The 12,195-nt window shown below is 66.2% G+C and carries 9 protein-coding genes; 3 read left to right on the top strand and 6 right to left on the bottom strand.

Going from position 1 to position 12,195, the window contains the following annotated elements; translation table 11 throughout:
* Positions 1-85: 85 nt before the first annotated feature.
* Together ACLP25_RS30860 and pta are read right to left on the bottom strand one after the other, a co-directional pair.
* Complete coding sequence (locus ACLP25_RS30860) at positions 86-802, bottom strand: sulfatase-like hydrolase/transferase (RefSeq protein ID WP_442472907.1); 717 nt, start codon at positions 800-802, stop codon at positions 86-88.
* A 481-nt stretch (positions 803-1,283) separates the two neighbouring features.
* A complete protein-coding gene (pta, locus tag ACLP25_RS30855) occupies positions 1,284-3,425 on the bottom strand; it encodes a phosphate acetyltransferase (RefSeq protein WP_442472906.1) in 2,142 nt (713 codons plus the stop codon).
* 567 nt (positions 3,426-3,992) lie between these two features.
* On the opposite strand from pta, the gene ACLP25_RS30850 reads away from it, so the two are divergent.
* From ACLP25_RS30850 to ACLP25_RS30840, 3 genes are all read left to right on the top strand, one after another.
* Complete coding sequence (locus ACLP25_RS30850; RefSeq protein WP_442472905.1) at positions 3,993-5,792, top strand: NAD(P)/FAD-dependent oxidoreductase; 1,800 nt, start codon at positions 3,993-3,995, stop codon at positions 5,790-5,792.
* Positions 5,793-6,124: 332 nt separating this feature from the next.
* The gene (locus ACLP25_RS30845; RefSeq protein WP_442472904.1) at positions 6,125-6,571 is read left to right on the top strand and encodes a hypothetical protein; all 447 of its coding nucleotides are present in this window, start codon (positions 6,125-6,127) and stop codon (positions 6,569-6,571) included.
* Between the two features lie 354 nt (positions 6,572-6,925).
* Positions 6,926-8,485, top strand: a complete 1,560-nt coding sequence (locus ACLP25_RS30840) for an SUMF1/EgtB/PvdO family nonheme iron enzyme (protein WP_442472903.1) — start codon at positions 6,926-6,928, stop codon at positions 8,483-8,485.
* Between the two features lie 302 nt (positions 8,486-8,787).
* Here ACLP25_RS30840 and ccoS read toward each other — a convergent pair whose 3' ends face one another.
* The 4 genes from ccoS to ACLP25_RS30820 all read right to left on the bottom strand — a co-directional run.
* Positions 8,788-8,949, bottom strand: coding sequence for a cbb3-type cytochrome oxidase assembly protein CcoS (ccoS, locus tag ACLP25_RS30835; RefSeq protein ID WP_442472902.1), 162 nt, complete (start codon positions 8,947-8,949; stop codon positions 8,788-8,790).
* Positions 8,946-11,132: a heavy metal translocating P-type ATPase gene (locus tag ACLP25_RS30830; RefSeq protein ID WP_442472901.1), complete on the bottom strand. Its 2,187-nt coding sequence runs from the start codon at positions 11,130-11,132 to the stop codon at positions 8,946-8,948. The genes ccoS and ACLP25_RS30830 overlap by 4 nt, the downstream gene beginning before the upstream one ends.
* A gap of 10 nt (positions 11,133-11,142) precedes the next feature.
* On the bottom strand, positions 11,143-11,634 hold the full coding sequence (locus ACLP25_RS30825; RefSeq protein ID WP_442472900.1) for a FixH family protein: 492 nt from the start codon (positions 11,632-11,634) through the stop codon (positions 11,143-11,145).
* An 80-nt stretch (positions 11,635-11,714) separates the two neighbouring features.
* The coding region (locus ACLP25_RS30820) for a FixG Ig-like domain-containing protein (RefSeq protein WP_442472899.1) at positions 11,715-12,195 on the bottom strand (481 nt) is incomplete at its 5' end.

Genomic DNA, 12,195 nt, shown 5'->3' with positions numbered 1-12,195 from the left:
CGGACCAGCATCAGGGCCAGCGGGACATTCGTTTCCCGCGCCAACAGGCCGAAGACATGACCGCACCCGAAGCGTTCGCAAAGCCTCAACCAAACCCTTGACGACGGGGCGCCGTCCAGACATGCCGAATCCAGTTGATCGCCTTGGTGGTCAGGTCGTCGGTCAGGTGATAGCCCTGTTCGGCGGATTTTTCCGGCTCGATCGGCGTGGTGCCTTCGTAGAGCGCGGGGTAGTACTGGTTTGTTTCGCCGCCAATGAAACCATAAAAATATTCGAACCCGCCGCCTCCGCTAGGCCAGGCGTCGAACGGACCCATCGGGCTTGTCTGCCAGACCGGCACTTCGTGGCACTTACCGAACTGCGCGGTCGAATAGCCATTGAGCTTGAGGGTGCGCGCGAGCGGGGCGCAGGTGTTGGGCAGAATCGAGTTGTAGCCCGGCGCCGAGGTCGCAATCTCCGTGATGCCGCCCATGCCCACTGAATGATGGTTGCGGCCCGTCAGCATCGCCTGACGGGTCGGCGAGCAGAGCGCCGTCGTGTGGAACCGGGTGAACCGGAGGCCGTTGGCGCCAAGCTTTTCGAAATTCGGGGTATGGCACGGACCGCCGAAGGCGCTAGAGGCGCCGTAACCGACGTCGTCGATAAGCACGATAAGGACATTCGGCGCGCCCGAAGGTGGGCGCAATTGTCGGATTGGCGGATATTTCGTATCGGGGTCTTTCGCGTCGTAGGTCGTAAGGCCTACGTGCGGTTGATCCGGGATCGGAAGAACCGTCCGCTGCACCTTGTCCTGCTCGGTCATCGGATCGCCCCCCAATTGTATGTACCCCCGATATCCCGCGCGGAGAGCAGGATCGGATGTTGCTCGGAGCACGCTACACAACAATTGGTGCGCGCGCCACTCAGCTTCAAATGCGGAATCCTCAAACTTGGAAACTCAGCGCGGCTTCCCGTCGTCGCAGTATGGCTGGTCGCCCTAAGTCGACTCCGGCCGTCTGTTGCGGACAAGCGGCGGCATCGGCAAGGGCTGCGACCCGAAGCTCGAGGCCAACGATGTCCTCGTCGCCGAAGCATCGACGCGACGGTCCCGCTCGCCGTCTCGGCCGACGAGACGCTCGATGTCGGGATCGATACCGGAATGCCGGCGGCCGACACGTACGAAGGCGCGTTCCCGTTCACCGGCAAAATTGGGGCGGTCACGTTCAATCTGAAATGGATCGCCAAGCGCCGGTCAGCTCAGTCGCGAGCCCTTGGGATACCGCCCCGGCGCCGTCGTCGCGGCCCTATTCCGCCGCCGCCGGGACCTCGAACGACGGCGCGGCGCGTTTGCCGGCCTGGGCCTGGATCGCCGTCAGCGCGATGGTGTAGACGATGTCGTCGACCAGGGCGCCGCGCGACAGATCGTTGACGGGCTTGCGCAGCCCCTGCAGCATCGGGCCAAGCGAGACGACGTTCGCGGAGCGCTGCACGGCCTTGTAGGTCGTGTTCCCGGTGTTGAGATCGGGGAACACGAACACGCTCGCATGGCCCGCCAGCGGGCTCCCGGGCGCCTTCTGCCGGCCGACGCTTTCGACGGTGGCGGCGTCGTACTGGATCGGTCCGTCCACGATGAGATCGGGACGGCGCGCCTTGACCAGCGCCGTGGCCCTGCGGACCTTGTCCACGTCTTCGCCAGACCCGGAAGCCCCCGTCGAATAGGAGATCATGGCGACGCGCGGCTCGACGCCGAAAGCCCTCGCCGATTCTGCGGATTGGATCGCGACTTCGGCGAGTTCCGCTGCGCTCGGATCCGGATTGATCGCGCAATCGCCGTAGACGAGCACCTGGTCCGGCATCAGCATGAAGAAGACGCTCGAGACGATGCTGCTGCCGGGCGCCGTCTTGATCAGTTGTAGCGCCGGGCGAACGGTGCTCGCCGTCGTATGGACAGCGCCCGAAACGAGACCGTCCACGTCGCCGACCGCCAGCATCATCGTTCCGAGCGTGACCCTGTCCTCGAGGCCCATCTCGGCCTGCAGCGGCGTCAGGCCCTTGTTCTTGCGGATCTCGACCATGGGCGACACGTACGCGTGCCGGATCGTCTCCGGATCGATGATTTCGACGTCCGGCGGAAGCTCGACGCCGTAAGCGGTTGCGACCGCTTGGATATTCTCGGGCGATCCGAGCAGCACGCAGCGCGCGACGCCTTTTTCGGCGCAGATCGCCGCCGCCCTCACGGTGCGCGGCTCGTCGCCTTCCGGCAGAACGATGCGCTGGGGAACGGCGCGCGCCGTCGCGACGAGGTAGTGCCGGAAGACCGGCGGCGGCATGAGCGTGTCGGTCGGCAGGTCGATCCGTCTGGCGAGAGGGGCCACGTCGATCCTGTCGGCCATGAAGGCGATCACGCGCTCCATCCGCTCCAAATCGTCTTCGCTGATATGCTTTGACAGACCCGACAGCCGCCTCGCCGTTGTGTAGGTGTCGTCGCTGGTCAGAAGGATCGGCAGACGGTTCAGCGGCGGCTTGGAGAGGATCGCGCTCACGTCCGTCATGGGCCGTCCGCCCAGAGTCAATACGAATCCGGCAAGCGGCATGCCGCGCTGGGCGATGAGCGCGGTCGCGAGGATAGTGTCGGATCGATCGAACGACGTGACCACCAGGGTTCCCGGACGGAGATGGCCGAGCAGCTTGCCGCAGGAGCTGGCCCCGATGACCAGCTTTTCCACCCGGGCGGTCTCGATGTCTCCCCGATTGAGGATCTCGAAGCCGAGCTGCCTCGCGACGTCGATCACGCGCGGCGCCGAAAGACCGGGGACGTTCGGAATCGCAGCCAAAATCGGCACGGGGCCTGTTTCCGCGTCGGTCTTTGAGCGTCCGATCTCGGCGAGGTCTTTCGCCGCTTCGGGGTCGCAGTAGTTGATCAGCACGCCGGCGACGGGCCGACGGCCGTCGTCGCTATATTGCTCGATTGCCGATGCGATCATCGCGACCAGGGTCTTGGCGGCACGCCCCTGACCGGCGAGCACCGGGATGACGTCTGCGGCGAGAGACGTGATCATCCCGATATTCAGGCGTGTGGCGATCTGCATGTCGGCGTCGGGATTGAGTCCCTCCACGACGAGCAGATCGGTGTTTTCGCCCGCAGCCTCGACCCGCGCGACGACTTCCTCCATCAGGTTCGAGAGTTGCCCCGTCCGCACCATTTCCGCCGCCTGGTCGAACGGAATCGGGTCGGGCGTGTCCTCGTGGCAAAGCTTGCGCGCGAAGGACGCCGAAAGGTCCTGCTCACCCACGACGCGCTCAGGCTGCGAAATCGGTTTGACGAAGCCAACGCGACCGCCCGCGAGTTGCAGCGCGCGGACGAGGCCCAGCGCCAGCGACGTCAACCCGACCTCGGCCGACACCGGCACAAGGTAGAAGATGCGGCGGTGCGAACTGGCGTTCATGACTGTGATTCCTTTCCCCCGACGACATCGCCGAAGGCCCGCGATCTCGTCGCTAATGCCCGTCCGATGCGCTCGACGCCCGTTGAGGCGGGCCCGCCTCGTCCAGTCGCCTGGGTATCGCCGCCAGGCGCGGTCGCTCGTCGATTCTTGTCGCTTGGCTGGCGTCCCGAAGGCCGAGACATTTCGCGCAATCCCAATAGGACGGGGGCGCCGCCGTCGGCCGGCAAAACGGAGATTCTCGGCGACGACGAACCGCAGGTGATGACGAAGGCAAAATCGTCAGGCATGGCCGGGACTGTTCTGATTCGATTATACTTCTAACAAGGAGACTTCAAAAGACTGTTCGATGACGGTAGCGCGAACCGGCTCGCCGCACCTCTCGCCTCGGCTGACCTAGCGCGCCTGCCTTACGTCACGCTGGACGCGGCGCGGTCCCGAGCGGAGCCGGCAACTCCCTGTCTCTTCGACGCTTGCCCCTCGCGCGACGGCATGCCAGCGTAGCGCATGAGCACAGCTTGCGCCGGACGTTCGGTCCAGGTCGCAGGACGTTCACCGGGAGGGAAGCCTATGCTCGATGTGACGCCAGAAGGTCGTGTCAGCCATGTCCTGACGAATCTCGGAGACGCGCTCGCCGGCAATGACCTCGATCGGGCCGTTCGACTGTTTCAGGACGACAGCTACTGGCGCGACCTCGTCGCGTTCACGTGGAACATCAAGACGATGGAGGGCAAGGACGCTGTCCGCGCGATGCTCGAATCGCAGCTTGCGGCGGTGAAGCCGTCGGGCTGGAAGGTTGACGAGGCTGCGGGCGTGACGGACGAGGGCGGGGTCACGACCGGCTGGTTCACTTTCGAAACCGACGTCTTCCGCGGCTATGGCCTCGTGCGCCTCAGGGACGGGAAGATCTGGACGCTTCTGACGACCGCCGTCGAACTGAAAGGCCACGAAGAGCCGCTCGGTTTCAACCGGCCCCTCGGCGCCAAGCATGGCGCGGCCAAGCATCGGCCGAGCTGGAAGGAGGACCGCGAAGAGGAGGCCCGCACGCTCGGCGTCACGAGACAGCCCTATGTCGTCATCGTCGGAGGCGGCCAGGGCGGCATCGGGCTCGGCGCGCGGCTCAAAATGCTCGGCGTCCCGACCATCATCGTCGAGAAGCACGCACGGCCCGGCGACAGCTGGCGCAACCGTTACAAGTCGCTCTGCCTGCATGACCCGGTCTGGTACGACCACATGCCCTACCTGCCGTTCCCGCCGAACTGGCCGGTGTTCTCGCCGAAGGACAAGATCGGCGACTGGCTCGAGATGTATGTCAAGGTGATGGAGCTCAACTACTGGGGCTCAACGGTCTGCAGACATGCGACCTACGACGACAAGACCAAGGAATGGACCCTCGTCGTCGAGCGGGACGGCAAGGCGATCACGCTCAGGCCGAAGCAGCTCGTGCTCGCGACCGGCATGTCGGGCAAGCCGAACCTTCCCAAGTTTCCCGGCATGGAGCGCTTTAGGGGCGATCAGCACCACTCCTCGAAACATCCCGGCCCGGACGCGTACGCCGGGAAGAAGGCGGTCATCATCGGCTCCAACAATTCCGCCCACGACATCGCCGCGGCGCTCTGGGAGAACGACGCCGACGTCACCATGGTGCAGCGCTCGTCCACGCACATCGTCCGCTCCAGCACCCTGATGGATATCGGCCTCGGCGCGCTCTATTCCGAGCAGGCGGTGAAGAACGGCATCGATCACCATCGCGCCGATCTCATCTTCGCCTCGGTCCCCTATCGCATTTTGCACGAGTTCCAGACCCCGCTCTACCAGCAGATGAAGGAGCGCGACGCGGACTTTTACGAGGGGCTGGAAAAGGCGGGCTTCTGGCACGACTGGGGCCCCGACGGATCGGGCCTGTTCATGAAATACCTGCGGCGCGGATCGGGCTACTACATCGATGTCGGCGCGAGCCAATTGGTCATCGACGGAAAGATCAAGCTGAAGCGCGGGCAGGTGACGGAGATCACTGAGACGGGCGTCAGGCTCGATGACGGAACGGAGCTTCCGGCCGATCTCATCGTCTACGCGACGGGCTACGGATCCATGAACGGCTGGGCCGCGGATCTGATCAGCCAGGAAGTCGCCGACAAAGTCGGCAAGGTATGGGGCCTCGGCTCGGACACGCCCAAGGACCCGGGCCCCTGGGAGGGCGAACAGCGCAACATGTGGAAGCCGACGCAGCAGGAAGCGCTCTGGTTCCACGGCGGCAACCTGCATCAGTCGCGGCACTATTCCCAGTTCCTGGGGCTGCAGCTCAAGGCGCGGATGGAGGGAATCCCCACGCCCGTCTTCGGACTGCAGGAGGTCCACCACAAGGGTTAGGGGTCAAAGCCAACGTCTGGCGCCCGTCTGGCAGGAGTGCGCAAGAAGGTCATGGTGGGCTATGCGAACGCGTATTATCCGCGGACGCTGGCGGTACCGATTCCCGCAGCCTCCTGCCCCGACGGAAGTGGGTCTCGAGCTTCACGACGCTCGGGCAGAGGCGCACGTCGTCGACGCGGCCGCCCGCGTTCGGAAAGCCATCGGGCAAGTCCTCCCTGTCCAGCGAGCCTGTGACGCCCCTCACATCCCCCCGCGGTATTTCCCTGTAGATCACTGGGTTGAGGGTCGTGGAAGGGATGCCGGTCTGGGCCAGCCGGTTGGCGGGGAACCTCATGAGGAGTGCGATTTCGCTTCTGATCCTCTTGCCGGCGCTCGCGACGCCTGCCTTCGCGATCGACGTCCCTGCCGAGGCGGTTCGAAAGAGCGAGGCTCTCATTCTGGCCCGAGGCGGCGGCATGGGCGACTCGGGAGGCACGGGCGGCTCGATACAAGGAGTCGGCGGAGGCGGCATGAATTGCGCCGGGTGCAGCGGCGGCCAGGGCGGCATGAACGGAGGGAACGGAGGCGGGGCGACCGGCGGCATGGCTGGGGGATCAGGCGCAGGCGGCGGGATGGGCGGCGCGGCGCAGCGCGCAGGCCCAAGCGGAGGGAGCTTGGGCGGCCTGTTCGGGTTTACCAATCCCGCCAACGCCGCAGAATCGACCGGGCAAGACAAAGACAAGCTCGAGCGAAAGCGTAAGTTGCGCGCCTCGCATCACGCGAAATCGCGAGGTCAGTAAGTCCGGGCTCTTTGCTCCTCGTCGCGCGCGAAGCGGGCAATGAGGAGGGCGTCGGCTCACGATCCGGTGGGGGCGAGTCTGGACGGGCGGCAAGAGGCGATGGGCCCGGCCTGCTGGATGAGTCCAGGCGGCGGCACACCGGCGCACTCCCTCCGCAAACTGCGCGTCGATCAGTTCGGTTTGCCGCGGCCGGCGGCCCGGCGACCGCGGCCAGCCTGCGGCGTTCCGAAGACGAACGGCCCAGCCTGGGAACGCTTGAGAGGGAAGCCACTGAAGCGTAGTTTCATGTGCAAAAGCGTATCGAACGGTGCTTGGGATATGCTTCGGGACTTTGCCGCATGAGAAGAACACACGATGGTTGGCATCTTTATTAGTTCTCGGCGCGGGGAGGCGGAGGGACAAGCAAGAGCCCTGAGTGCCGAGCTTCAGACTTTCTATGGCAGGGGGTCTGTTTTTATTGATGTCGACAGCATTGGTCCCGGACGAGACTTCCGTATAGCGCTCTTGGAGAGCATCGAGTCGTGTGACGCATTTCTGGCGCTTATCGGCCCCGGTTGGCTCGACGCCAAGGATGCCGAGGGACGCCGCAGGTTAGACGATCCAAAGGATTTCGTGCGCGAGGAGATCGCGGTCGCTCTGACGCGAGACATTCCGGTAGTGCCGATACTCTTGCAGAACGTTTCTATGCCGCGGGCGGAGAACCTGCCGGACGATCTGAAGGAGCTCGCCTTTCGTAACGCGTTCGAACTCAGACACAGCCGATGGCATGCCGACGTCCGGGATCTCGTCGAACGATTGGGATCCGTCTCGCCCGCGCTCGCCTTTCCGCAACTGAGCGCGGCAAGCGGACAGTCTGAAGAAGCGGGCCGCATCCGGCGACCGCGATGGCTGAACCGTCGCACCGCAGTTGGAGCGGCAGCGGCTGGAGCTATCGCCGTCGGCTCGGCCGTGGTCGCGCCCCCAATCCTCCGATGGGCGTCAAAGGCGTCGAAACCGAGCTTGCGCGCAATCTCCTTCGACTTCGCTACGGTCGACGAGAAGGGCGCCCATCTCGCCATGCAGAAGGGGACCGCATCGGTCTTCACTGAGCCGCTTTCTTCGGACGTCGGCGTGATGATGGTGTCCATTCCGGAGGGAAGTTTCGTCATGGGTTCGCCCCAATCCGAACCGGAGCGGCGCGCAAACGAAGGCCCTCAGCGCCATGTGAGGCTCAGGACGTTCTTCATCGGCTCTTCGCTGGTCACGCAAAGGCAGTGGGCCGCGGTTGTCGCCAACCCAAAGGCTTCGAGTCTCCGCACACTCGACCCCGATCCGTCCTTCTTCAAGGGCGCGGATCTGCCGGTGGAAACCATAAGCTGGAATGAAGCCGCCGAATTCTGCCGCCGCGTTGGCGAGCTCACAGGCCGCGACTACCGCCTTCCGACCGAGGCGGAGTGGGAATACGCATGCCGGGCAGGTTCGACCGGGCCGTTCAGCTTCGGTCCAACGATCACTCCGCAACTGGCAAACTACTGCGGAGTTGGCGGCGCCGTCTGCGGAGACAGCAACGGCGGCAGCATCGCCTCGGATGAGTATGACGGCGCAACGTACCATTCCGGCGCTTATGGACAGGGTCCCGTTGGCATTTTCCGGGGTACGACCACTGTGGCGGGGACGTTTCCGCCGAACCGGTTCGGCCTTTACGACATGCATGGCGACGTTTGGGAATATTGCCAGGATGTGGCGACTCCCAACTATTCGCAGGCCCTTTCGGACGGTTCGGCCTACGTATCCGGAGACGGCGACAGGATCCTTCGCGGGGGCTCCTGGTCGCACAATCCGGCGATCTGCCGCGCCGCGTATCGCGACCAGATCGCGCCGGACAATCGGGGTTGGCAGGGCCGGATAGGCCTTCGGTTGGCGTGCTCGGCGTGAGGGGCAAGCGCTGGAACACCGCGCAACCAGTCATCCGGGACCGTGCGGGTCGGCAGGCGCGTGGCCGGCGCCGGCAATCTCACGTCAGGGCGAGGATTGCGCCTCGCTGGCGATTCCGTAGGTCCGGTTCCTTGCCCACTCGCGACATTCGCGCCCGCGACCCGCAATGTCGGCTCAACGTCGACACCGGTCCTTCGGCGTGGGAACCAAACGTCAGGTTAACCAGTGGGCGCGCCACGAAGGCAGAGGGGCGAGACGATGCGAGCGACGGAGCGTTGAAGCGCCGCGGGACGCCGCCCGTCCTATTCCCGCTTGTCCTCCGGCAGGTCGTCGTCGCTGATCGCCCGCCCGCCGGCGCCGTCGAGGTCGTCGAACTGGCCGCTCTTCAGAGCCCAGAGGAACGCCGCGAGGCCGAAAAGGCCCAGCGCCAGCGCAATCGGCACGAGATAGACGAGGACGTTCATGCGCGCGGCCTATTCGGGTCGCGGGCTCTCAGCGCGTTGAGCGTCACCACGACCGACGAGCCGGACATCGCGAGCGCGGCGATCAGCGGCGTCACGAAGCCGAGCACGGCGAGCGGAACGGCGATCGCATTATAGATCGCCGAAATCCAGAGGTTCTGCACCATCAGCCGGCGCGCCTTCGTCGATATCCGCATCGCGTCCGCGACCGGCGCGAGGCAATCGCCTAAGAAAAGCGCGTCGGCCTGCGCCTGGGCGACGTGGGCGGCGGAGATCGGCGAGATCGAGACATAGGCGGCCGCGAGCGCCGGCGCGTCGTTGAGGCCGTCGCCGATCATCAGGGGCCGGCGGCCGGCCTCCTTGAGGGCCTTGAGCCGGGCGATCTTGTCCGCGGGCTTCAGGCCGGCCGCATAACGTGTCACGCCGAGTTCGCGGGCCGCCAGCGCCACCGCCGGCTCGCGATCTCCCGAAAGGATCTCCACCTGCCGCTCGCGCGCCAGCTCCGCGACGACCGCCGCCGCGTCCGCGCGGAGCGCCTGCCGGATGGCGAAAACGACGGCGCGCCCGGGAAGGGCGAGAGCGATCAGCGAAGCGTCGGGCCAGCGTTCCGCGACCGGCGCCGCCTCGCGCTCCGCGGCTACCCATGCGACCGAGCCGAGCCGCACCGGCGAGCCCTTAAACTCACCGCTGACGCCCTCGCCCGGGAACTCTTCGGCCGTGAGCGGCGACTGCGCCCCGGCCGCCTCGACGATCGCCTTGGCGAGCGGATGCCGGCTCGCCAGCGCCAGCCGGCCGGCGAGCGCGAGATCCGCGGGCGCGACGTCGGCGACGTTGGCGAGAACCGGGCGGGGCAGCGTCAGCGTGCCCGTCTTGTCGAACACGACCGAATCGGAGTCGGCGAGGCGCTCCAGCGCTTCGCCGGAATGGAGGATGAGCCCCCGCCGGAACAGCGCGCCGGCCGCCACGACCTGCACCGCGGGGACGGCGAGGCCGAGGGCGCAGGGGCAAGTGATAATGAGCACCGTGATGGCGATCGTCAGCGCAGGCTGCCAGCCGGCGCCGAGCGCGAGCCAGGCGAAAAAGGTCAAGAGCGCGGTCACATGCACGACCGGAACGTAGAGCCGCGCGGCGCGATCGGCGAGGCGCACATAGGACGAGCGCTGCTCGACCGCATTGACCAAAAGACCGTTGACCTCGTCCAGGAAAGTGCCCGTCCCGGCGTTCTGCACGCGAATGCAGAGCGCCCCGGTCAGATTGAGCGTGCCTGCGTAAACAGGAGCGCCGGGCGACACGGGCGCCGGGGCCGTCTCTCCGGTCACCAAGCTCTGATCGACCTCCGAGCGTCCGTCCTCGACCGTTCCGTCGACGGCGATGCGCTCGCCCGGGCGGGCGAGCACGAGGTCGCCGGGGCGAACGGCGGCGATCGGCGTCTCGCGCGCCTCGCCGTCGTCCGTCAGCTTCACGGCCCGGTCGGCCCGCATCGCCGACAGGTTGATCGCGTAGTCGCGCGTGCGCCGGCGCATGCGCTGATCGAGCAGGCGGCCGGCGAGCAGGAACATCAGCAGCATCACGGCGCCCTCGTAATAGGAGCCGTGCTGATGCGTCACCGTCTGCAACACCGACAAGGCGAGAGCCAGGATCACGCCGAGCGAGATCGGGACGTCCATGTTGAGCGCGCCCGCCCGGATCGACCGCGCCGCGCTTTCGAAGAACGGCATGCCGGCATAGGCCGCGCAGGGCAGCGCGACCAGCGCCGACAGCCAGTGGAACAGGTCTCGGGTCGCGGCGTTGGGGTCGTTTTCGGCGCCGGCCCACAGCGAGACCGACAGCAGCATGACGTTCATCGCACCGAAGGCGGCGACGCCGAGACAGCGCAAAAGCCGCTTCTCTTCCTGCGCCTCGACGCTGTCGGCCGCTTCGGCGGTGAAAGGAAAGGCCGGGTAGCCGAGCGCCTCGAGCCGTTCGAGGATGACCGGCGCCTCGAGCGCGCCGTCGTCCCATTCGACGGTCACCCGCTTGTTCGCCAGATTGACGCGCGCGCCGCGGACGCCCGCCTCTTTGCCGAGGCCCTTCTCGATCGCGACGATGCAGGCCCCGCAATAGACCCCGTTCACCACCAGGTCCATCGCGGCGACCCCGTCGGCCGGATGGCGCACGAAATGGGAGAGGTCCTGCGATTCCGTCAACGCAGGCGCCCTAGTCCGTAGCGGTGTCCGAGACCGTCATCTTGTTCTCGCTGCGGAACAATCGCTCCGCGCCGCGGGTCGCCTCGATGACCAGGGTCCAGCGTCCGTGGCCGATGGGGCTCGCCACCCCCTCGTAATTGTCGCCGTCGGAGACGAGCGGGACGCTGCGGTCCTGCGCGGCGTCGAACGGGTGCTGGAAGCGCGCCGTGACCGCGAGGTCTGAGATCGGCGCGCCGTTCCTGTCGTGGAACTCGACCATCACCCGCTCGCCGTCGCCCTCAGCCCGGGTCAGCACGTCGGCTTTCCAGCCTCGTTCGTCCTGGGCCCGCGCTTCGGCGATGAGTCCGTTGAACGCCTGGCTGGCGTCGTAGGAATTTTCCAGCGCTTCGCCGTGCAGCGTGTGCAGGGCGAAATAGATCAGCGCGCCATTGGCGGCGAACATCACCAAAAAGAACCCGCCAAGCCAGGCGAGAACGTGGCGTCCCGTCAGTTGTCCAGACACGAGTGTCTTTCTCCATGCGTTGGCGCCAGTATGCGCCCGCCCCCGCGCCCCGCAACCCCTCCGAATCGCTCCGCCGCCGATCACGGCCCGAAGAAATGATCGACCACGACATTGCGCTCGCCCGTCTTCGGGTCGACCGCGGTGAAGGTGATCGGCGTCGACTGAGCCTTGAGGTTCACGTCCGGCGCGGTCGTCACGTAGACCGGGACTTCGAGCGTCGAATCCGGGTCGAGGCGAACGCCGAGGCGGCCGTCGGCAACGGGCTTCGCGACCACGCTGCTGACCGAGATTCCGGGGACGCCGCTCACCTCGAGGGTGAAGTCCTGCGGATCGGCGAGCTTGTTGGAGAAGCGCAGCGTGTAGCCGTTGCGGACGCCTCCCTCGGCCGTCTCTGTGAACAGCGGCGCGCGGACGTGCAGGACGCTGAGATGCGAGTTCGAGCGCGTCGCGAGCACGTACAGCATGATGCCGCCGGTCAGCGCGATCAGCGCGGCATACATGATGGTGCGCGGCCGGACGGGGTGGAAGGCGTTGGCCTCTCCGCGCATCCGCCGTTCGCGG

It is taken from the genome of Roseiarcus sp. (genome assembly GCF_052145395.1).
In the GTDB taxonomy this organism is placed as follows: domain Bacteria; phylum Pseudomonadota; class Alphaproteobacteria; order Rhizobiales; family Beijerinckiaceae; genus Roseiarcus.
The sequence above is the reverse complement of the archived record's forward strand: the minus strand, read 5'-3'. Positions and strand labels throughout refer to the sequence as shown.